This window comes from Anaerolineae bacterium, assembly GCA_035529315.1.
In the GTDB taxonomy this organism is placed as follows: domain Bacteria; phylum Desulfobacterota; class Desulfobacteria; order Desulfobacterales; family ETH-SRB1; genus Desulfaltia.
In genome coordinates this window covers 1-22149 of record DATKWZ010000006.1, presented here as the reverse complement: position 1 = coordinate 22149, position 22149 = coordinate 1, and the positions used below count along the sequence as shown (strand labels likewise).

Annotated in this window: 22 protein-coding genes; 12 read left to right on the top strand and 10 right to left on the bottom strand. The window is 40.9% G+C overall.

Going from position 1 to position 22149, the window contains the following annotated elements:
- Nucleotides 1–109: 109 nt before the first annotated feature.
- On the bottom strand, nt 110–1408 hold the full coding sequence (locus VMW78_00905; protein ID HUV49570.1) for an ankyrin repeat domain-containing protein: 1299 nt from the start codon (nt 1406–1408) through the stop codon (nt 110–112).
- Nucleotides 1409–1527: 119 nt separating this feature from the next.
- Nucleotides 1528–1755: a type II toxin-antitoxin system VapB family antitoxin gene (locus tag VMW78_00900; protein ID HUV49569.1), complete on the bottom strand. Its 228-nt coding sequence runs from the start codon at nt 1753–1755 to the stop codon at nt 1528–1530.
- 158 nt (nt 1756–1913) lie between these two features.
- Between VMW78_00900 and VMW78_00895 the strand changes: the two genes are divergently transcribed.
- The gene (locus VMW78_00895; GenBank protein HUV49568.1) at nt 1914–3074 is read left to right on the top strand and encodes an AAA family ATPase; all 1161 of its coding nucleotides are present in this window, start codon (nt 1914–1916) and stop codon (nt 3072–3074) included.
- A 130-nt stretch (nt 3075–3204) separates the two neighbouring features.
- Here the strand turns inward: VMW78_00895 and VMW78_00890 are convergent, their stop codons facing one another.
- From VMW78_00890 to VMW78_00870, 5 genes are all read right to left on the bottom strand, one after another.
- Nucleotides 3205–4104, bottom strand: coding sequence for a DUF4384 domain-containing protein (locus VMW78_00890; protein ID HUV49567.1), 900 nt, complete (start codon nt 4102–4104; stop codon nt 3205–3207).
- 99 nt (nt 4105–4203) lie between these two features.
- The gene (locus tag VMW78_00885) at nt 4204–5817 is read right to left on the bottom strand and encodes a SpoIID/LytB domain-containing protein (protein HUV49566.1); all 1614 of its coding nucleotides are present in this window, start codon (nt 5815–5817) and stop codon (nt 4204–4206) included.
- Between the two features lie 35 nt (nt 5818–5852).
- The gene (locus VMW78_00880) at nt 5853–7298 is read right to left on the bottom strand and encodes a CHASE2 domain-containing protein (protein HUV49565.1); all 1446 of its coding nucleotides are present in this window, start codon (nt 7296–7298) and stop codon (nt 5853–5855) included.
- 78 nt (nt 7299–7376) lie between these two features.
- Nucleotides 7377–8102 carry a FecR family protein gene (locus tag VMW78_00875; GenBank protein HUV49564.1) on the bottom strand — a complete coding sequence of 242 codons (726 nt, stop codon included), beginning with the start codon at nt 8100–8102 and terminating at the stop codon, nt 7377–7379.
- Nucleotides 8103–8138: 36 nt separating this feature from the next.
- Complete coding sequence (locus VMW78_00870) at nt 8139–10382, bottom strand: adenylate/guanylate cyclase domain-containing protein (GenBank protein ID HUV49563.1); 2244 nt, start codon at nt 10380–10382, stop codon at nt 8139–8141.
- Between the two features lie 151 nt (nt 10383–10533).
- Between VMW78_00870 and VMW78_00865 the strand changes: the two genes are divergently transcribed.
- The 4 genes from VMW78_00865 (at nt 10534) to VMW78_00850 (ending at nt 14067) form a co-directional block, all read left to right on the top strand.
- Nucleotides 10534–11310 (top strand): ABC transporter permease, encoded by a 777-nt coding sequence (locus tag VMW78_00865; protein HUV49562.1) that lies wholly within the window; start codon nt 10534–10536, stop codon nt 11308–11310.
- 99 nt (nt 11311–11409) lie between these two features.
- A complete protein-coding gene (locus tag VMW78_00860; protein ID HUV49561.1) occupies nt 11410–12081 on the top strand; it encodes a hypothetical protein in 672 nt (223 codons plus the stop codon).
- Between the two features lie 223 nt (nt 12082–12304).
- Nucleotides 12305–13273 (top strand): MlaD family protein, encoded by a 969-nt coding sequence (locus VMW78_00855; GenBank protein ID HUV49560.1) that lies wholly within the window; start codon nt 12305–12307, stop codon nt 13271–13273.
- 29 nt (nt 13274–13302) lie between these two features.
- Complete coding sequence (locus VMW78_00850; protein ID HUV49559.1) at nt 13303–14067, top strand: hypothetical protein; 765 nt, start codon at nt 13303–13305, stop codon at nt 14065–14067.
- 54 nt (nt 14068–14121) lie between these two features.
- Here VMW78_00850 and VMW78_00845 read toward each other — a convergent pair whose 3' ends face one another.
- The 3 genes from VMW78_00845 to VMW78_00835 form a co-directional block, all read right to left on the bottom strand.
- Nucleotides 14122–15249 (bottom strand): hypothetical protein, encoded by a 1128-nt coding sequence (locus VMW78_00845; GenBank protein ID HUV49558.1) that lies wholly within the window; start codon nt 15247–15249, stop codon nt 14122–14124.
- Nucleotides 15250–15360: 111 nt separating this feature from the next.
- Nucleotides 15361–15924: a BON domain-containing protein gene (locus VMW78_00840; protein ID HUV49557.1), complete on the bottom strand. Its 564-nt coding sequence runs from the start codon at nt 15922–15924 to the stop codon at nt 15361–15363.
- Between the two features lie 157 nt (nt 15925–16081).
- Nucleotides 16082–16423, bottom strand: a complete 342-nt coding sequence (locus tag VMW78_00835; protein HUV49556.1) for an MTH938/NDUFAF3 family protein — start codon at nt 16421–16423, stop codon at nt 16082–16084.
- A 268-nt stretch (nt 16424–16691) separates the two neighbouring features.
- On the opposite strand from VMW78_00835, the gene VMW78_00830 reads away from it, so the two are divergent.
- From VMW78_00830 to VMW78_00800, 7 genes are all read left to right on the top strand, one after another.
- Nucleotides 16692–17699, top strand: a complete 1008-nt coding sequence (locus tag VMW78_00830; GenBank protein ID HUV49555.1) for a potassium channel protein — start codon at nt 16692–16694, stop codon at nt 17697–17699.
- A gap of 7 nt (nt 17700–17706) precedes the next feature.
- Nucleotides 17707–18795 (top strand): S-methyl-5-thioribose-1-phosphate isomerase, encoded by a 1089-nt coding sequence (gene mtnA, locus VMW78_00825; protein HUV49554.1) that lies wholly within the window; start codon nt 17707–17709, stop codon nt 18793–18795.
- A gap of 31 nt (nt 18796–18826) precedes the next feature.
- Nucleotides 18827–19318, top strand: a complete 492-nt coding sequence (locus VMW78_00820) for a winged helix-turn-helix transcriptional regulator (protein HUV49553.1) — start codon at nt 18827–18829, stop codon at nt 19316–19318.
- A gap of 75 nt (nt 19319–19393) precedes the next feature.
- Entirely contained in the window at nt 19394–20746 is a 1353-nt protein-coding gene (locus VMW78_00815; protein HUV49552.1) for a B12-binding domain-containing radical SAM protein, read from the top strand.
- Between the two features lie 93 nt (nt 20747–20839).
- Nucleotides 20840–21364 (top strand): cyclic nucleotide-binding domain-containing protein, encoded by a 525-nt coding sequence (locus VMW78_00810; GenBank protein HUV49551.1) that lies wholly within the window; start codon nt 20840–20842, stop codon nt 21362–21364.
- Nucleotides 21339–21551 carry a hypothetical protein gene (locus VMW78_00805; protein HUV49550.1) on the top strand — a complete coding sequence of 71 codons (213 nt, stop codon included), beginning with the start codon at nt 21339–21341 and terminating at the stop codon, nt 21549–21551. The genes VMW78_00810 and VMW78_00805 overlap by 26 nt, the downstream gene beginning before the upstream one ends.
- Before the next feature lie 57 nt (nt 21552–21608).
- Entirely contained in the window at nt 21609–22079 is a 471-nt protein-coding gene (locus VMW78_00800) for a VRR-NUC domain-containing protein (protein ID HUV49549.1), read from the top strand.
- Nucleotides 22080–22149 lie beyond the last annotated feature (70 nt).

The following is a 22149-nucleotide window of genomic DNA, read 5'->3' as shown; positions in this document are numbered from 1 at the left end:
CCTCTTTTTTGTTTATAATATTTCTTACAATGAATCACTATCGTAAGAAATAATAATTGTCAATCCATTATCCTCCATACAAAACGCAGCATTTTCTCATAAACAATCCCTAATTCTTTTTCGCCCCGATCAACTGCGGCGTCTGCTCGTTGTTGAATTGCTTCCTCGCAATGCGCTCCACCTGGGGCTTGAGGTAACCGAACAGATCGTCCATTTTGATAGAACCGTCCGGATTTAGGACATCCTCATTCTTGATCCCCTTGAGCATGAAGTAGGTAAAAAGCCCATGCCCTTTTTCATCATAGGTCGAACTGATTTGGTCGCCAGCTGATGCGGATATGACAGTCATATTCTTTGACAGAGCCGTGTTGTTCCGGAGATTCATAACCAGAGGCCGTGCACCCTTGGCGATCACCGACCTTCCACCAGCACCGGAGAAGCAGGAATCAAGGGCAACAACAATTTCTTTTGCCGGAAGCTTTCCGAGTGCATCGTACATTCTTTTCAGAGAATAGCCTGTTTGGTCAATAAAGGTTGGATCGCCATCGTAGGGCACTAAATAAGCATCGCCGGTTTTGGTATTCGGCGCGCCATGGCCAGAAAAATAGATAAAAACCGAACTGCCTTTTTCAACGTTATTACCGAGCCATTTCTCGAAATACTTTTCAAAATCACTTTTTAGTGCCCTATCATTAAGCAATGTAACAACATTCTCTTCAGGATATCCCATGACCTTCGTGAGATACTCTGCCATAATCCTGGCATCATTGTCTGCATAATCAGCCTTCGGCAGTTTCTGGCGGTACTTTTCAACTCCGATGACGATTGCATAGGCGTTCTTGTTTGGTTTTGCCGTCACCGGAGGGAGATCGTCAACGTCGGATTTGATGGCTGGGGATACTTCTTGAGATGGCCTGAGAACTGGCATTGTTGGCTGGTTGGCGATTTCCTGCTTCTTAACAGTCTTTTCAAGTAGCTTAATGCCCATCTTAATTCGAGCAAATAAATCGGGATGGCCGACGACGATGGCAGTTCCTTGCTCTAAACCCCTTATAGCTGCATCTACATTCGCTCCGTTATCAATTAAGATTTTCATCACATCCCTGTGGCCACCTATTGCTGCATACCCCAGGGCTGACGAGCCAATCTGTGTCATCGTATTTACATTCACGCCCCTTTCAATCAGAAGTTTCACCACATCGGTGTGGCCACAGCTTGATGCAGACATCAATGCTGTATTACCGTAGAAACTTTCATTCACGTCAGCACCTTGATCAAGTAGTGCCTTTACACCATTAATATCACCTTTCTCTGCTACCTGCATCAAAGCTGTGGCGCATCCTGTCATTAAGAGCAGCAGGCCGAGGATGAAACATAAATGTATTTTCAAAACCGTTTTACTGAACATAAAAATTCTCACCTCCTGAAAGCGAACTCTCTCTTCCCAGGGATTTCCGGGAACACCACACATATTTTTTTGTGAATTAAGTAAGCTGTCCCCAGAATTAGATGTCTTGATAGACATTTTTATTTTTTTGTCACTCTTGGCGCGTGAAGAGCAATTGGAATATGTTTTTTATAATTATAATCTGACTTATATTCTATCGTGCCAAACAGGTTAATAATTTCAACCTGTTTGCGCCTTTGGATGTACTCAAGGAGCGCTTCAGTAACAACTGCTTTTTTGGTACGATGCAGACCAATTAAACGTGCTTCTTCGATTAATTTGTCGTCAATTGCTAAATTAGTGGCCATATTTTTCCTCCTTATTCTTTTTACATACTATTAAATAATTTATCATGTGTAATGCTGAAAGGCAACTGGAGATTGTTTAATGATATTTCTTCTTGACTGCCACACCGGCTTGCGCTATATTCCGAATTAGTTTAACTAAATCGGAGCGAAGTACGAAAATGGAAAATATCAAGAGGATCCTGAATATCGATCTCCCGCCAGGGCAGTCTGCTTTTTTATGGGGGCCAAGAAAGACAGGAAAATCGACTTATCTGAAAGCAAGGTTTCCAGGCAGCCTTGTGTATAATTTTCTTCAAACCGATCTGTTTTTTGAGTTCTCCAGGAAACCTGCTCTTTTGCGGGAACGACTGCTGGCAAAGGATGATGATGTTCTGAAACATCCGGTGATATTGGATGAGGTACAGAAGATTCCTCAACTCCTGGACGAAGTTCACTGGTTGATTGAAAATAAGGGTTTGAGCTTTATACTGTGTGGATCAAGCGCACGGAAGCTGAAGAGAGGAAAGGCTAACCTTCTTGGGGGCAGGGCATGGCGTTATGAGATGTTTCCATTTGTTACGCTTGAACTGGAGAACTGGGATCTGTTAAGAGTATTAAATTGCGGCATGATACCGGATCATTATCTTAAGGAAAACTATAAGAAATCCTTGAAAGCCTATACGCAAGATTATTTAAAAGAAGAAGTTTTTAATGAGGGGTTAACCCGAAACATTCCCGCATTTTCCAGATTCTTTGATGCCATGGCATACTCTCACGGAGAGCTTACAAATTATTCCAATATAGCGCGTGATTGCGGTGTAGATTCCAAGACTGTAAAAGAGTATTATCAGATACTTGTGGATACGCTTTTAGGCGCTATGATAGAACCCTTTAAGAGGAGGCAAAACCGGCAGGTCATCAGCAAAGCGGCAAAATTTTACTTGTTTGATGTGGGGGTTGCAGGCGCCATAACAAAGCGACATATTGAGGAAGAAAAGGGTGAATTGTTCGGAAAAGCATTTGAGCATTTTATTTTTATGGAGATCGCAGCCTACAATTCCTACAATGAAATCGATTATGAAATCAATTTCTGGAGGACAAAATCAGGTTTGGAAGTCGACTTTGTATTGGGCGGAGGCGATGTAGCCATTGAAGTAAAAGGCTCAACTCTAATCGAGAAAAGGGATTTACAGCCTTTGAACGCCTTTATAGAGGAATATTCGCCACGTAAGGCATTGGTTGTATGTAATGAGATGGAAGAGAGAGTTCATGGCAGGATACAAATAATGCCATATAGAAATTTCCTGAGTGACTTATGGGAAGGCAAGATCATTCGGTAACCTCAGTTCGAAATATGTTAAAAAGAGATTTAGTGCTTCAAAAGCGGCGGAGAAGATAAAGAAAGAGGAAAAATCAGCGGCACCATTTCCTGCGCATTCACAATAAAATGTGTTATGCTCCTATTTCAACTTATTTCGCAGACCTTGTTTTAACTTCAGCCTTATCCTCATAAAACTCAGAGGCATAGCCGCCTGCGGCGGTTGATTTTCCCGTCAGTTTTATCCCTCTTGTTCTTGGACCGATGTCTTTTGCCTTTGTCTTGACAAAATAGACTCCTCCCTGAGAGTGAAGGTCTATGTCGCCCAGCGGTGATGTGCTTGCATATATGGATATATTTTCCTCGCCGAATGGGGGGTTTATTTCAAGATCAAATTTGTCGTTGCCTGATGGAATTTCATAGATAACCCCGCCCTGGAAATAGTTTTCATTTCTGTAAGGGTTTGGCAGGATCTGAACCATTTCCCCGACAGCATCCTTGTATATGACACGGGCATAGAAAGGCTTGTTCCCTTTTATGTAAATCCTCATCCTGTCGCCACGCTCATATTCCTTTTTATCCGTCCAGAGCCGGACATGAAGCGGGGCAGACGGATTATCCACAACATCCTTTCTTTTAGAAACTTTATCCATTGCCTTTTCATCAGGTATCACCTCAACCTTAATTTTCACACTGAAGCAATCCCCTGACTTTGCATCTTTGTACCAGCCCTTCTCAAGCTCCTTAATGACTTTCACTGTAGCATTTGCGTATGCAGATACCAGATCCTTTTCAAGCTCAAAGTCCTTCATGTGTGTTTCGCTTGTCATGTAGGTCGATGCAAACTCTATTGCGTTTCTCTTTGCAGCTTCCAGCGCAGCCAGTTCCGTCTGTCTCCTTGACCTGTCCTCACCCATGCAGGCATACCCAGCGGCCTCTGTAATGGTAGATTGCGAGGCATAGGCATACGAAGAGGATATAATGAACAGAAATACCAGAGCGGCTATTCTTACCACATTTATTCTTCCTGTTTTTGATTTAACGGATGACATGTAATGCGTTCTCCTTTTCAAGATCAAAAAATCTTGCTTTTACCTGACACTTAACACCTGGCACCTAACACCTTATGAATTCGACTTTTTACGAATTCATCATTGTTGGCTGCTCAGAGCCACTATTTTAACGGATTGATAATAATGCTTTAAAATATCCTGATAATCGAACCCTTTTTGGGCCATCACATTGGCGCCCCATTGACTCATACCGACTCCATGACCGTAACCTTTGCCGGTAAAAAGAATGCCGTCACGATCCGGAGCTATTTTTAGAAGTGTGCTTTTTAACCCGGTTGCTCCAACCTTTATTCTGAAATTATTGCTTTTTAATTCGGTTGTCCCGTTCTTTGCAATAACCCTTACTCCCAGTAAACGTCCTGATCGAGACTCACCAGCGGCATTGAGTCCCCTGATCTGTCCAATATTCAGGCCGTACTTGTTCAAACTATTTTGCATATCATTATATGAAACAAAAAAGCTCCACTGGCCATTTGGGATATTTGCGCTAAAAGTGTCAGGAATCCCTTTAAGATACGGCAAATCAGTGCTCCATACATTTTTTGAATCTTCGGTATGCCCTCCGCTGCTTGAATGAAAATAGGCGACAATAAGTCTTCCATTATAGGTAAGTACCTGACCTTGTGTCTCATCAACCGCCAGATTTGACTCCTCTTTTTCAGAGTCAAATCCTCCATATACCTGCGATGTCGTGGTCGATTCCACATCATAAGGTTTGTCGGCGCTTTTATCTTTAATATAAAGAGCATATGTTCTGGCAGCCACTGCCTGAGCTTTCAGGGCTTCCTTTTCCCAGTCATGCGGCATTTCTTTGGGTACGACACCATAAAGATACTGTTCAACCGGAATATTATTAATAACAGACAGCGATTTTGAATCAGCTAATATAGTAAGATCACCTCTGAATCTGCGGTTATCAACCATAATAGTTTTGCCGTCGGTTTTGACCGCACACATGGTGAGATCAAGCTTTCGGCCATTTGCCGCAAGCTGCTCCCCCTGTTTTGTAAAGGTTACAGGCTCTGAGCTGCGATAAATCATTTTCTTTGAAAATGGATTATACAATGAGATGTTTTGCTCTGAATAAATGGTAATTTTTTCAGAGCTGTTTTCAACCAAAACCCTTATAATTGTATCCTCAGCGTCCCTCTTATCCAAAGGAATCAAAGCAATCTCTTCAGGTTCCCGAATCTGTGACATCTGAGTCTTTGCGCTGTCAGCCCATACTTCCGCCGATTGTCCGCGCAGGCCATCCGGATATTTTTTCATGTACTTTTTAAAAAACTCATAAGCTTTTTTAAATTCACCCTTTTCATACAAGACCATTCCGCTGTTAAACAGAGCATCAGAGGCAGCCGGGCTAATCGGATAGGTTTTAATGATTTTGTCGAATTGTTCCAAGGCAGCGTCATGCTGGTCAAGATAAAGGCTGCAAGTAGTTCCCATGAACAATAATGCCCGCGCTCTGTTGTCCTGTTTATCCGAATAATCTGAAATCTCCTGATATATGCTTAACGCTTCAAGATACATTCCATTATCAAGCAGTCCGGCGGCTGTATTAAAACCTCTAACATCATTATATGCGCCAATAGCCGCTTTTCCCATGCAAAGAAAAAACAGGCAAAAGAAGCAAATAAAAAAGATTGCAACCGGTTTTTTAAACATTATCATTTTTTCTATAACTTTAGGCATTTTAGGCACTTTAGCTCACTTTAGACACTTTAATTTCAGTCACTCATATTATCCGCCCGACAGGGGGGCACTATCTTGCTGAAATCTATTCTTTTGAATTCAGAAACAATTATATAAGAGATGACCAATTGTATCATAATGGTAAATGGTTTGATAAGAATGTTGAAATAATAGAAAATTAAAAAAAGGGCTGCATATAGCAATACAAGCTGTAAAACAACCGGCGCAAGGCGCTGTCTCGTTTCAGAAAACAAAAGAAAAAATATTCTTAAACCATAGCTTCTGTCACACATGGATTTGAATGAGTTGTAAGGGCGGCTGATAAAGGAGGCCTTAAGAAACACATCGCCGAACTTTGTTACAAGCGACACACTTGAGAAATAACCAACCGCTCTTGTTATGAGAGGTAATTCGTGGCGTGAATAAAACAGGTAAGTATAAAAAAAAGAAGCAAAAAGTATTAGAAGATAATAAGAGGTCTCCGCAACTTCATTAATGAAATTATTGTGGGCCATATTCAGAAACAGGTTGGCGTGAATCATTATTCCGCTGACATAGCCAAGTAGCGGTACAAGTTTATTGTCGCCAAGGCCTGTAGCCGTTGCAGCAATAAACACAACTTTATCATTAAAAAAACGCTCCGGCACGCGACCCGACCAGACATCATAAAATGATATTTCTCTTATTTTATATGTATTGTCGATATTTACATACGCCCTGCAATATTTATCAACAGGAATTGTTGTCTTGCCGGTTATCAGCCTGTTGTTTTTAATCCTGATTTTAGATTGCGGGATATTATTTATGCTTCTAAATATCTCGAGCGATATTGTCGGATAGAACCTGCCGCGCACTTTGAAAAGCATCGGCATCTTCCTTAATATCCCATCATTATCCGGATATGCATTTGCAAGACCAATGCCTTTCAGAGAAGAAAGCACAAAAGGAGACATTGACTCAAAACCGTTTTCGCTTACAAATTTCATGCCCTGTTTGCCGGAGATATCGTCGGCAAGTGGCTTGAACATTTGTTTTGATTGAGCATAAGCAGACCCGAAAACAACTGAAAAGACCGGCCCTTTTTTCATAATCTCAGAAAACCGCCTGTCCACATCCAGATCATCATGGGGATCGCCGAAAAGGATATCATAAGCCACAGCAGATGGTTTGCCTTTAAGTATATTCGCAAGCAGATCTATGTGATATCTTCGATATTTGGAAGGATTATAAGCGCCAAGTTTGTTTAATGTTTTGTCGTCGATCCCGACTATAACGACATTGCTCTGAATACCCTTTTTATCCTCGTTGAGCCGCTCCCGAATTAACAAAAATTGAGAATAAAGGGTATTGTCTATCTGCGCAAGTATGTTGTAGGCAATGCCTTTAAACAGAATAGAAATAAAGAGAACAGAAAATCCCACAACAGCAAGGGAAAAAATAATGATATGTTTTTTGTATGTTGAATGGTGAGATTTTAGCATTTATTATGTTTTTTCCACCACGAAAAGCACGAAGAACAAAAGAAATTATAAAAACACCAATTCTAATCCTCTAATCCTCTAATCCTGATCACCATCACGAACCATATTCCATCTTATCCATTGATCTTCCATAATGCTGTTAATGTTGAAATCCTTTTTTTCATATTTTCCATTTGAATCGATTGTAATCTGCTGAAAGGCTTTTACAATTTCCACCCATTTTTCCATGGACACCGGATGCGGCCCGGCGATTGGCTCAGGTTTTAATATGGAAGCATCCGGCGGCTTGGGTTTCGGATTGTCAAACAAAGCGCTCCAGGTTGCCACAACCCCTTTATGCACACTAATTCGCGTCTGTTCATTATCTGTATCAACCCTGAACTTTGTTCCGCGTATTGCGCAAACCGCTTTGTTGGTTCTGACCTTAAAACTGTCGGATTTTGCAAGGATCTTGCGGGCGTTTAACCACATTTTCCCTGAAGACAGAAACAAGGAAACCTCTTTAGCGGTTTTGCTTTTCATACATTTTTCAATTTGCTGGAAAGAGTTCTCATCCATTCTAACCATAGTGCCGTCTTCAATGGTAATTTCGCAGCGTGATTCCGCCTCTGTCCTGATTTGATCCCCCTGATAAATTTTCATGTCAAAATCCGCATTAACCCAGGCGGTTTTGTCATGAGAAACAAATACATCTCCGATCATAAATGTTATAGTGCCCGCCACTTGCCTGTCTGCATAAGCAAATGATAAAAATGGAGCGAGAAACAAACATATAAGCAGACTTATTTTAAACAGTTTTTTCATTTTAAATAACAACCTTTTATTTGCTATGAGTTGATTTTATTTTGTTTTCATGGCAAATGATCCATTCCAATCTTTTGGAGGGGGATTGATTTTATATTCAGCACACCTGAGAAGCATGACCTTGCTTGGGCCATCGTCAGGTGTCAGGTCCAACGCTGCCTTAAAAAAACTTCCGGCTTTTTCCCAATCCTGATTTCTGTATGCAGAAAGGCCGTTGGAATAATTATCTATTGTCTTATTCATGCGTTCATCAATATCTTCTGGATAACCTAAAAGCTGATAAACCATTACCGGTTCTTTTTTCCCCGAAACATTTATCGAATCAATTTCCCTTGCCATTATTTTATCGCCTGCTTTGCTGAAAGTTGTTTCACTAATCAGCGTATAAATTCCGTATATCTTGTTAACCCCTTCCAGTCTTGCCGCGATATTAACCGTATCTCCCATCATTGTATAGTCCATGCGTGTTTTTGATCCCATGTTGCCCACAACAGCCGGACCTGTGCAAAGACCGATCCGCATATAAAGTTCCGGCCTCCCTGATGTTTTCCAGCCTTCTCTTAGTTCAGACAGCCTTTTTTGCATGTCAATGCAAGCCATGCATGCTATTTCTTCCTGATTTTCAAGCTCGTTAGGAGCCCCAAAAAACGCGATTATAGCATCACCTTCGAATTTATCCACCGTTCCTTTATATTTAAGGATTATGCTTGTCATTTCTGTAAGGAATTCATTTAACAGCTCAACCAGCTCCTGTGGAGTCAATCCTTCGGAAATACCTGTAAAACCCTGAACATCTGAAAAAAATGCTGTAATTACACGTTCTTCACCACCCAGCACAAGTTTTTCAGGAGACTCGATAAGCTGTTTGACAACTGCTGGAGCAAGATAAGTAGAAAAAGCATTTTTGATAAATTTTTTCTGCCTCGATTCTGTAAAATATTTGTATGCTGTTATACTGATATACACTAAAATTATGACAGTCAGGGGGTAAACAAGGTTAAGGATTAAGCCCTTTTGAGAGAATAGATACTGGCATAAAAATATATGGCCGACAAACAATGAAAAACCGGCTGCAGCGCCTGATATTCCGCCTGCCTTGGGAAGCACAAACCCCAAGATAAGTCCGGCAACAATTATTGCCATGATGTCAAAGATAGCGGCCCAGGCCGGTTGATACATAAAATCCTTTGAAAGGATGCTGTCTACGACATTTGCGTGGATTTCAACGCCTGGAAAAACATTTTCAAATGGAGTGACCCTTAAATCGTAGATTCCAACAGCAGTCGCACCCACTATAACAATCTTGTCTTTTAAAACAGTATCGGCTATATTATTATTTAATATATCTGTAACCGGTATATGAGGAAAGGTTTTCCCTGCTCCTCTGTAATTTATCAAAATTCGTCCCAACTCATCTGTCGGCACCGCTAATTTACCGATTTGCGCTCTTTCCACACCATATTCACCAATAGTCATTGAAATAGGGCTTCCTAAATAGGCGCTGACAGTAATCATCGACAAAGGAGCGTAAAACATATCCCTGAACTTAAAGACACCGGGCATCCATCGCACGACCCCGTCTCTGTCCGGAAACATATTAAAGTATCCACAATAATCGGTTGCGGTTGAAATAATCTCGATATTAGATTGAGGTGCTCCGGCTTCAATAAGTGGTATATTCTGAGCATTTTCTGAAGCATAACGTATAAATTCATACCTGGACCCTGAAATATTTTCCTTGTTACTGCTGATTTCCTTTTCGCTGATATGACTTGAATCAGCAGAATCTGTATGGAAAAAATATCCCAGCACTACCTTGGCAGTGGAATCTCTTATGGCATCGGCAAGGAGCTGATCGTTGTTTGCATGCTTTTTTAGATTTTCCAGGTAGTTGTCGATTTCCTTTTTTCGAATATTGTGATCGTGAATTGTGCGTTGTATCTCATCTATGGTGTTTACAATTTTTTTATCATCCTGTTCAAAAAATCCAACATCAAATGCTATTACCCTGGCGCCGGCTTTTGACAGTTTTCTGACAAGCTTTGCGATTTTTGATCTCGGCCATACCCACTTTCCCTCTTTACTAATGCTTTTTTCATCAATAACCGCCAGAACCACATCAGTGCCCGGGGAAATTTGTCCCCTGGCCTCAAATCTTAAATCAATGGTTTTTAATTCCATTAGATCAAGAAAGGATATCCCTTGCAAATAGGCAAGGGTTCCGACGAATATGGCAAACATAGAAATGAGAAGAGGATAAAATAAGGCAAGTTTTTTCATAAAGGTCTCCGCGAGATCTCCGTATGAAATGTCAGGCAAATGGTACCTGTTCAATTTTGTTGACCTGTTTTAATTTTATATTGTAAGATTTACAATAAGTCAACAGGCCTGAAATCAACCAATAACCAACAACCAACGAGCAACGAGTAATATGTATCAAATAGCGGGTTACATAGGCAGAAAAACCTTTAAATCTGTCAACCACATTCTGGATCTATTTGCCTTTACTTACAGAATATTCAATCTGATCCTTCAAAGGCCCAAAGAAGGCAGAGTTCTTGTCAGAAGAGTTATGCTGGAACAGATATATTTTACGGCTGTGCAAGCCCTTCCCTTGCTTATTCCGATTGCTCTTATTGTTGGGAGCATGCTTATTGTACAATTTGCCAGGATTTCTAATCAATACGACACAGGCACAACAATGGTGCTGTTAATTGTGAGAGAATTAGGCCCCGGTATTACAGCTCTTTTGGTAATATTGAGATCAGCTACTTCAGTAACCATAGAGATCGGTTATATGAAGATTTTTCATGAAATAGATGCAATTGAAATGGCGGGTATTGATCCCATACGAACAATTTGTCTGCCGAGATTAATAGGGATTACATCCGCCATACTTTGTCTTTTCATCGTTTTTGACCTGGTGTCCATTGTCGGAGGTTATGGAGTAGTGTGGAGCTTTACACATATTGATTTAGGCGACTTTCTTGGACAGATTGCAAAAGCCGTAAGTCCGACGGATATTATTGTAGGAATTGTAAAAGCCCTGTGTTTTGGAATTATTATTACCGTAACATGTCTCTATCACGGATTCAGCATAAAAAAAAATATTACTGGTTTGCCTGTGGCAACATCAAAAGCAGCTATTAAGTGCTTTTTTTACTGTCTTATAATAAATGTTGTTATATCAATAATTTTTTATATGTAAATAACACCTAACACTTAACACGGTTCGCAAAAAGTGATTTTTTGACTTTTTACGGAACAAATCACTTTATTCCGACTAAATGTGAGAAGAAACTAAACAATGAAGTTGATCGAGCTTTCAGATTATACGCTTCCTCCAACCGGCACGGGAAGTGGCCTCAAAAAATTTCATTTTACTTTATCAAAGGGGGATATCTGTTATATACAAGCGGATTTTCCGGATGATGCCCACCTTTTTCTAAGAGCAGTTGCCCTGCTTGCGCATTCAGGGTCTGGAACTTACCGGTTTGCGGGAGAAAAAATTGATTTTTCAGATCATACCAATCTTCTTTCATATAAGAAGAAAATAGGCTATGTCACCAATGATGCATCGATGATCAGCAATATGAGTATCAGGGAAAATCTTTTATTGATGAGATATTACTTTGAAAATTCACTTTCCCTTGATATAGATGATAATGTCAAAAATTTATGCACTGTTTTCGACATTTATGATAAGTTAGATATTCGTCCCGGTGATCTCAGACCTACGGAGCTGCGAAGCGCTATTATAATCAGGGAAATTACAAAATCACCGGATATACTGCTGCTTGAGAGACCCGAAGATTTTGTAGGGCAAACAAAATTTAATTTTCTTATCAAACTGCTAAAAAAAATGTCGTTATCCGGACTTCCGGTTATTTTTATATCTTATGATACAGATTTTATTAAAGAATTTTCAAATAGAAAAATAATTATTTCAAAGGGAAACCTGACAACCGTTAAAGATTAGGTGTTTTGAGTGCCTAAAGTGAGCTAAAGTGCCTAAAATGCCTAAAGTTGTGGTACGCTTTCGGCGTGCTAATTGATAACCCAAAAATAGAAGGAGCTTGCTCCTTTGTGCATTGATGGCTTAAGGAACCTGCCTGCCTGCCGGCAGGTATAAAACAGGCAGAATTCCTTTAACTTTAGGCACGTTAACATACTTTAACATACTTTAGGCGCTTATTAATTCCATGGATCTTGATTTCAGCAAAAAAGAAAAAATAGTAGGAACGTTTATAATATTTATAATTATTATACTGCTGACCACAGTAGCTGTTATCGGCAGGGGTAAAGACTGGTTTAAAACATACATTACATATTATACTACCTTTGATGAAAGTTATAATCTTAAGGAAGATGCTGCTGTAAAACTATTTAAAGCAGATATAGGAAAGGTAAAAAAAATTATACTTGTTGAAAACAGGGTTAAGGTTAAGCTGGCTATTTTAGAGGAATATTCTTCCAGAATAAGAAGCGATTCTGTTGCAATTGTGGAAAGCCCGACATTTATCGGGTCTGAATATATTTCCCTTAAACCAGGAAGCGCCGACAGCCCCCTGATACCTGAGGGCGGAGAAATCAATTCCACGGCAAAAAAAATGATATCCGACTTTATGTCAGAGTTCCAGATTGAAAAAACAGCTAAAAAGGTTATCAGGATGGTCCAGGATATCTCAGAAATAACACAAATAATGCGGGATCCCAATGGCCCTTTTTTTACAACCGTCAACAACTTAAACAAAACTGTTTCTCATCTTGAAGCTATTACCGGCGATATACAAGCCGGCAAGGGGACTGTCGGCAGTATACTAAAATCCAGGGAAGTTCTGCAGATCATACTTGATGATCTTGACAAAGTAACTCAGATTCTAAAAAGCATTGCCGAGGCATCTTCAAAAGCGCCTGAAATAACAAAAAAAGTCGTAGAGGGAGTATCGGATAGCATCTCAAGTATTAAAAGAATATTAAAAGAGATTGAAGAAGGAAGCCTTGATATACCTGAGGTTACACGGTCTACAAAGAGAGGGGTTAACGAAATCAGGGATGGAGTAGAAAATATAGACAAGGTAGTTGAATCGGTTAAAGAAAATTTTTTGATAAAACCGAATCTTCCGCCTGAACCAAAAGGCAAAAATATTGATGCCGGCTTGCGGCAATAAATATACCTTTTATTGAAAAAAGAATGCTGATGAATTGCAAGAGACATATCTTAAAATTATCAACGGGTTTAATAGTAGTTGCAATGCTTGCATGGTTTGGTTGCGTCGCAAAGACCAGTGTAAGCAGGATCAAGCCTGCCGAAGTTTCTTTGGGAGGCATCCGAACGATTGCCCTGCTTAAGTTTGAAGGCCGGTTCGGTGAAACAGTGCGCAGCTATTTCTATAATAAATTAAGCGAGGTGCCGCACTTCAACCTTATAGACACTTCAAAGATAAACGCCCTGGATCAGATTGCCTATGATCAGGTAGATGATCCAAGATTTTTACCCGACCTTAAAGATCTTCATGCAGATGGAGTAATTACCGGGCGGGTAACCTCCAGCATAAATGACATCCATGGACATGATCAGATCCAGATGCAGGAAGGAACGGGACAATATAAAAAAGAGAAAAACATTTCTGGTAAATGGATGGACGTGGAAATCAAAAGGACAGTACTCAAACCAGTGCCCTATATCATACGCCAGGCTTCTCTAACCACCGATTTCAAAGTATTTAACCTGAAAACAAAGCAGATTATAGCGACCGGCAAGGTCACGGAAAATTACAATCAAAAATTCGGCGGCGATAAGGAATATGCTCTTTCTATTTTAGGAGGGATGAAGTTAAGCCGGTTGCCGGCTCCGAATCAAACCTTAAACGAGCTGTCAGCCGAAGTTGCGTCCAGGCTTGTCGCAAAATTTTCTCCAACCGTGATCACTAAAACCATAGAATTTGATGGCGGCGGGAAATAATATAAAGCTTAATGATGTTTTATGTTCTGGATATCCTGTTGAAAAAGTATCTTATTATCGCAAATTAAAGTCAACTCTGTCCGGCGCAAAATCAACCACTTCAAGGCTGTTTTTGCCAAGATTAAAGCCATCCAGAAGTTCGGCAATCTCTTCACTCGTGCCCTTAAAGCGCAGATCCAGAACAAGCAGCCCCCCGGTTTTATTCCAGGCTTCCTTTTTGCTGCTTACAACTTTGTCCATAATTTCAATATTAGATACAATCAATTTGTATTGCTGAAAGGATTTTACGCCGGTTATATGCAGTTTAATAGGAGCGCCATTATTGAGAAACTCCTGGAAAGAGTTGGTAATGGTATCAACCAGGTATTCGTCAACAGCCTTTTGAGCCGCTATGCGCAGAGATTTGCCAGCGCCGGTCAGCGGACTGATATGGACGGAAATTCCGTTTTTTACCATGGAACCTAACAAAAGCCCTGTCTGGGTTTGAATGACTTTTAGCTGAAGACTCGCCTGAAGCGATTTAAGGCCGGAATTTGGATAAGCCTCGCCGATATCTTCAACTACGGCCTTGCCCACTATCACATACTGAGATCCAAAGTCCAACCCCAGCCTTTTGGCTGCGGCAATATTTCCGGCTAAAGCCTGTCTGCTTTGGTCAAGGCTCTTTATCTTCTCAATCTGCGCCCTGTCAACAAGATCAAAACCCTTGTCCGCAAGCATGGAGGATATCTCGGTTTCGGCTAAACACATGCCTACATTCTCCATGCCGATATATTCTTCTTCTATTAAAATCATAAGCTTGGGCCGCTCCATGCTGTCAAGCAGAATTTTCATAGCCAAAAGATCGTCTTTTATTTTGTCCATTGAAACAGTTGCGCTTAACCTGACAGTGTAAAGGCCTTCATCCTTTTCTTCCCTAAGGATCGTGAAGCGGGTGATATAGCCCTGTGTTCGGGACATAATCCTGTCTTTTTTAATCGCAAAATTTTCCACCTCGGTTTTAGATTGGATAAAGACCCCAACAGCTTGCTCCACGGCCAAACGCTGAGCCTGATGTACGGCATCCTCTTTGGAAATAAAGCTGCTTCCCTCAACTTCAACCACTTTTTCTGATGCAATACCGCCTGTTGTATAAGCAAATAGTATGGCCAGTGTTGCTATAATCGGAAAGAGTCTATTCATATGTTTAACCCTTCATTGTAGACCGGTTATACCTATAGAAACAATATACACATGTTTTTTATGGAGCCTGCCCGGCTCCTCTGTTTTCTTACTTTTTTGTCAGGAAATTGTTTATTGGTTGTAGTGTGGCGCTACCTTCAGGAAAGATTTGACGCTTCGAATTCCTCCTATACTTTCAGCATGAGCAATAATTTTCTCTATTTCCTTATCTGATCCTACAATACCCACAAATACCACGTTGCATTGAATAACTGTTACGTCGACATTGGTTGACCAGATATCCCCATCCTTGATGAGTTTGGCTTTAATCTTTGCCTTCATGGCAAGATTGTCCGTTGCTCCACATGGATCACCATCTTTCTTTTTGAGAAGATAGGTGGTTACATCTTTTACCCCTTCAACATTCCCGGCAATTTCAATGGCTCTGTTTTTTTGTTTTTCCACATCATATTCACCGATTAAGTAAACATGGCCATAATAACAGCTTATATCGATATCAAAGGTCTTAACAACATTGTCTTCGATAAATTTTTGCAGGATCGTGGCCTTAATCTTTGTGTCGCTGGCCACTGTACGCACATTGCGTTCATCCACGGCCGCATTATAAAAGGTAGTACATCCATAACCCATTACCAGAAGCACAAGGCATAATATTGCCGCAAAATAGTTTTTCATGTATTTTTTCTCCGTGATTTAATTAATTTAATAATTAATAGCAGATAATATGTGAAATATCAAGATATACTCCCCTGCCACTAATCGCCGCTTATGAAACTCCGGGCAGCATAAAGCCTTACTGTTTGAAATTACAATACTTTTTCACAACCTTCAATTAACATGTTAAATGAAAACAGGCGCCGACCTTTTTTATAGATGACAGTTCATTGTAAATTTTAATTGCCTTCTGGTTCGGCTGCGCAATAAACTCTATGCCTTTTTCAAGAAGCAATTTATCAAGTCCGGACTCAGGCCTCATTAATCCGCTGACACCGGTCCCGGCAATAATGACTTCTGGTTTAGATTCAACAAGTTTGTTTATATCATCTAATGAAAGGCTGTGCCCTTTCCTTCGATACCACGAAGCCTCTATATGCCCATCAGGATAGATAATAAGGTCTGAGGTATATTGTTTGCCTTTAATAACAATGGCCCCAAATGAACAATCCCTAATCATTTTGTTCCTCCACGCCTTCATGAAATTTAAGAGATATCCTCAAAATTACCCCTTTATCGCAACAGTCTATAACATTATACAGATTAAAAATCGAGCGGGTTTTTTGCGTCTTTAATTTGAAAGAGCCTAGGTGGGCATGGAAAAAAGGAAAAACTTGCAATAAGAGGAGCGGCACAGTATAGTTATTATAAAATAAAAAAAGTTTTGTGGACTCTAATTTAAAAGCTTTTGAGCCTGGTTTTATTGCTGCAAAAGAATTAATTTCTCGATGAATATTAAAAAAAGATTATATTTTGCGCTGATTGCTATTTTTGTCATAATATCGGCAGGAAGCATAGGCTATTATATCCTGTTTGATGGAAAACCAAAGTTCATGGATTGTATATTCATGACGGTAATTTCATTAACCAGCGTTGGTTATGGTGAAATTATCCAGGTTACAGGCAATGCCGCCGCGCAGATATTTACCATGATTCTCATCACCTTTGGGATGGGAATCTTACTTTATGGCATAAGCAGCATGACGGCATTGTTGGTTGAGGGAGACCTCTCCGGAATATTAAGGAAAAAACAGATGGATAAACAGATAAAGAAGTTAAACAACCATTATATAGTATGCGGCGGCGGCGAAACAGGATGCCCTCTCCTTGAAGAACTTGTTAAAAATTGTGAGCAGGTTGTTCTGATAGAGCTTGATGAAAAGAATATAGAGCGGTGCAGCCAGGTAGAAAATCTGCTCTATGTCAAAGGGGATGCTACAGATGATCAGAATCTTTTAGCCGCGGGCATTGAAAGAGCGGCCGGAATCATCATCGCCCTTCCTTCAGACAAGGACAACCTTTATATTACAATGACCGCACGAATGCTGAACAAAAACATACGGATAATAAGCAGGATGACAAATCAGAAGCTGAGGCCGAAACTCAAAAAGGCCGGCGCAGACAGCGTTGTATCACCGAATTTTATCGGTGCGCTCCGCATGGCATCTGAAATGATCCGTCCCGCTGCCGTTGATTTTCTTGACAGCATGCTTCGCAGCAGAAAACAGCATTTAAGAATCCATCAAATAACCGTTTCAGCGCAATCAAACGCTGTGGGGAAAACAATCAGCGAATCAGGCATCAAGGACAAATTCAATTTGCTGGTTTTAGGCGCAAAACAAAATTCTGAAGAAATTGAATTTAATCCTCCCTCTTCACAGGTACTGAAAGAAGGAATGGTATTAATAGTAATGGGAAAGGTTGACGATATTGCCAAGGCAAGAAAAGATCTCTAATAAAAATATGCGGCCGATATGGCTGAGTCAAGATTTAAAGGTTATCAAGGTAATTGACCAGAGACTTCTTCCACACCGGTTTGTGGTAGCGGAGCTTAAAAGTGTCGATGATGTCATAAAAGCTATAAAGGAAACATATGTGAGAGGCGCCCCCCTGATAGGTGTTACGGCAGCATACGGAGTTTATCTGGCCGCCTTAAATGCTGAAGATAAATCATCAGGCAGCGATTTTCTGATAAAAGAGTGTAAGAGGATAAAATCTGCACGGCCTACGGCGATAAATCTTGCATGGGCTGTTGATAAGGTTTTAGCTGAAACACTCAAAGCAAAAACATCATCCGGTAAAATTAAAGCAGCCCTTAATGAGGCTGAAAGAATCGTCGAAACAGAGGTCGAAAACTGCAGGAAAATAGGTGAAAACGGCCTAACCCTGATCGCAGAGATAAGCCGTGGAAAAGGGGGTCAAACCGTCAACATTCTCACCCATTGCAATGCAGGATGGCTCGCCTGTGTAGAATATGGAACCGCGACCGCCCCGATATATGCGGCCTTTGAAAGCGGCATAGATGTCCATGTATGGGTGGACGAAACAAGACCGCTAAATCAGGGTTCAAGGCTGACAGCATGGGAGCTCGGCAAACACGGTGTAAAACATACTGTAATTGCTGATAATGCGGGCGGTCATCTCATGCAGCACGGCATGGTGGATATCGTGATCGTGGGTTCAGACAGAACTACCCGCACCGGCGATGTCGCCAATAAAATCGGAACATATCTTAAAGCTCTGGCAGCCAGGGATAACAACATCCCCTTTTATGTTGCCCTTCCTTCCAGCACCTTTGACTGGGACTTAAAAGACGGGTTAAAAGAGATACCTATAGAAATGCGTGATCCTGATGAAATAAGGTATGTGCAGGGCCTTGAACAGGGAGCGATAAAAAGCGTTCTGATTACCCCTGAAAGCAGCCTTGTCGCAAACTTTGCTTTTGATGTCACGCCCGCAAGACTTGTAACAGGTTTTATTACCGAAAATGGTATATGCCGGGCAACAGAGCATGATATACAAAACCTGTTCCCCGAATCCAAAAGTCCTTGACATTATTTTATTTAAATATTTATAATTTAATATGTTAACAGAACTTGAAAAAAAGATCCTGGCCTCAATCCAGGGCGACATTTCCGTAACAAAGCAGCCGTATCTTGAAATCGCGGAGCAATTAGGTATTTCAGAAAATACTTTTCTGGAAAAGCTGAAAGATCTTTGCGACAGGGGGGTAATACGGCGTTTTGGCGCAACCATACGGCACCAGAAATCAGGGTTTAAGGCAAATGCCATGGTAGCCTGGAGGGTTGACGAAAACCAGATAGATGAAGTCGGGAAAAAGATGGCATCTTTCAGGCAGGTTTCACATTGTTACAGGAGAAACCCCAGTGACGATTGGCCATACAACCTCTACACCATGATTCACGCCGGGGATGAAGAGTCCTGCAGGGAAATAGCTCTGAAGATATCGAAAGCAACCTCGGTCAATACATATACACTCCTTTTCAGCCGCGAGGAATTGAAAAAAATCTCAATGGAATACTTTCCGCAGGATGCCATAGGATTAGAGGATTAGAGGATTTTCTCTTCTTTGTGCTCTTCGTGGTGAAAAACATTGAAGCTCGAATTATGACTATTCACATTATAAACCATGAATCAAGACACCCCGAATATTCTGCTTGTAAATCCCTGGATATGCGACTTTGCAGCTTACGACGTCTGGGCAAAGCCGATAGGACTTCTCGCACTTGCCTCCATTCTTCGCTACCACGGATATAATGTTGCATATATTGACTGCCTTGACAGGTTTCATCAAAAAGCCGTCAAAACCGATCTTCATGCGAGATACGGCCGCGGCCCGTATTTAAAAACCAGAATCCCCAGACCAAACGGTCTTGAGGATGTATCCAGAAACTATTCCAGATACGGAATCAGGGAAGAATGGTTCAGAGACGATCTCCTATCCATACCAAAACCCGATCTTGTTCTTGTCACTTCACTTATGACTTACTGGCATCAGGGTGTGCGGCATGCCATTGACATCATTAAAGAAATATATCCGAACGCATTGGTGGTTCTTGGCGGTATTTATGCCACTCTCTGCCGGGATCACGCCGATGTTCATTCAGGCGCGGACAGAGTCATAACCGGTCCAACAGCTCAACACATCCTCAAGCTGGCTGAAGAATTTACAGGCTTTGCTGTCAGCCCAAAATATAACCCTGACAATCCTGATACATATCCTTATCCTGCATTTGACTTGCAAAGAAAAATCTCCTATATTCCCGTTCTCACGTCAACAGGATGCCCCTTTTCCTGCGCCTACTGCGCGTCACATTTTTTAAATCCAAAAAGAGCTTTGCGAAGCCCGGAATCCGTGGTGGAAGAAATATGCTACTGGCATGAAAAATATGATGTAATCGATTTTGTGTTTTACGATGATGCGCTCCTTGTGGACGCTGAAAAGCATGCTGTCCCAATACTGGAAAAAATAATTCAGGCAGGTATGAATCTGCGGTTTCACACGCCAAATGCCGTCCATATCCAGTGCATTTCGGATCAGACAGCAGATCTGATGTATAAAGCAGGCTTTAAAACACTGCGTCTTGGGCTTGAAACCGCAGCCTTTGAAAAAAGAAAGGATTTTGATAAAAAGGTAACCGAGGATGAATTTATGCGGGCTGTTGCCTGCCTGAAGAATGCGGGCTTTAATAAAGATCAGGTCGGCGCATATCTGTTAGCCGGCCTGCCCGGGCAAACGATAAGCTCAATTGAAGATTCCATCAAAACCGTCAAACAAAATAATATAACACCTGTTATCGCCTATTATTCACCGATTCCCCACACAGCCATGTGGGGAAAAGCTCTCGCCTCCTCGCGCTACAATCTTGAAGCAGACCCTGTATTTACAAACAACTCAATACTGCCGTGTCAACAGGAGCCTTTTTCATGGGAAATGATTTCATACCTAAAGAGCCTGGCCGCATCTAATCCGGCTGATTAATGTTAAGCAGAATGGGAACTATGAGCCAAAGATTGATTTGTTGATATAAACATGATATAATAAATAAATGAACAAGACACTTGCGAGCTAAATATGATTGAATCAAAATATCTTAAAGATGACATGCACAATATACAGCAACTTCTTTCGGTTCCCAGCTTGAAGAATTTCGAAATAGAGAGTCTTGGAAAAATGCTCAGGCTGAGCAAGATGAGACAATACGAAGACGGGGAACCTATTATCAAAGAAGGGGATATGGACTTATGGCTCTATGTTCTTCTCTCCGGCAAGGTGCGAGTGAAAAAAGATGGAATAAACATTTGCACGCTAAGCAGGAGCGGTGAAATTTTTGGCGAAATGAGAATCCTGGACAAGTTAAGCAGGTCGGCATCAGTATATGCGGAAGGCAAAACCATCTGCCTGGCCGTTAACATTGGTGCTACAGATAAGTTTTCTTCTGACGATGAAGCAGCAAGTTTCTTGTTATTGTTGTACAAGGTATTTGCGGAATATATGTCAGTCAGGTTGCGTTTATTAAACGAAGAGCTGGTTAATATCAAAAAACAGTTCGAGATGCTGCAGAAAAGAACAGATGAAAAAAACCGTCAAACAAAATAATATAACACCTGTTATCGCCTATTATTCATCTATTCCTAACACAGCCATTCGGGGAAAAGCTGTCGCCTCTTCACGTTACGAACTCGAATCAACCTCTGTGTTTAAAAACAACTCAATACTGCCGTGCCGGCACAAGCCTTTTTCCCGGGAAACAATTTCATGCCTGAAAAACCTCGCCGCATCATAATCCGGCTGATTCTGGCATAGATTTGGGATTTTTTTGCGAGATCTAAAGGAATTTTAAATGCAAGACTTAGAATTCTCCTTCCATCCTTCTCAGCGCGAACTATTCCGTTCAGGGAAACTCATTTCGGAGTGGGCAAAGAAATATCCACAATTATTTGATGAGCATGACGTTCGAATCACCCACAACCAGCCCCATTATCACTTTTTTGAATGGCTTGGCGCTATTCTGCTATATAAATCCCTTGGCTACCTAAGTCTTATCGAAAAATACGAAACGCCTAAGCACACAAAGAAAATTGAAACAATAAAAAGCACCATTCCTCAAAAAGTCATCAACTATATTTTTGAAAACAGGGCTGGCTTGCCTGACCTGTTTGTATATTCACCCGACAAACAAGATTGGTTTTTTTGTGAAGTCAAAGGGCTGGGTGATCGACTGCAAAGAAATCAAATTCGTGTCATAGGTAAATTGGAAGAAGTTACGGGTAAAGCAGTAAAAATATTAAAATTTAGAGAGTTCAAAACCTAACAATTCAATTAAAAATGTGATATACAAATTCTATCTGTAACAAACTTGTCCGTTTGACTTACGTGCATAT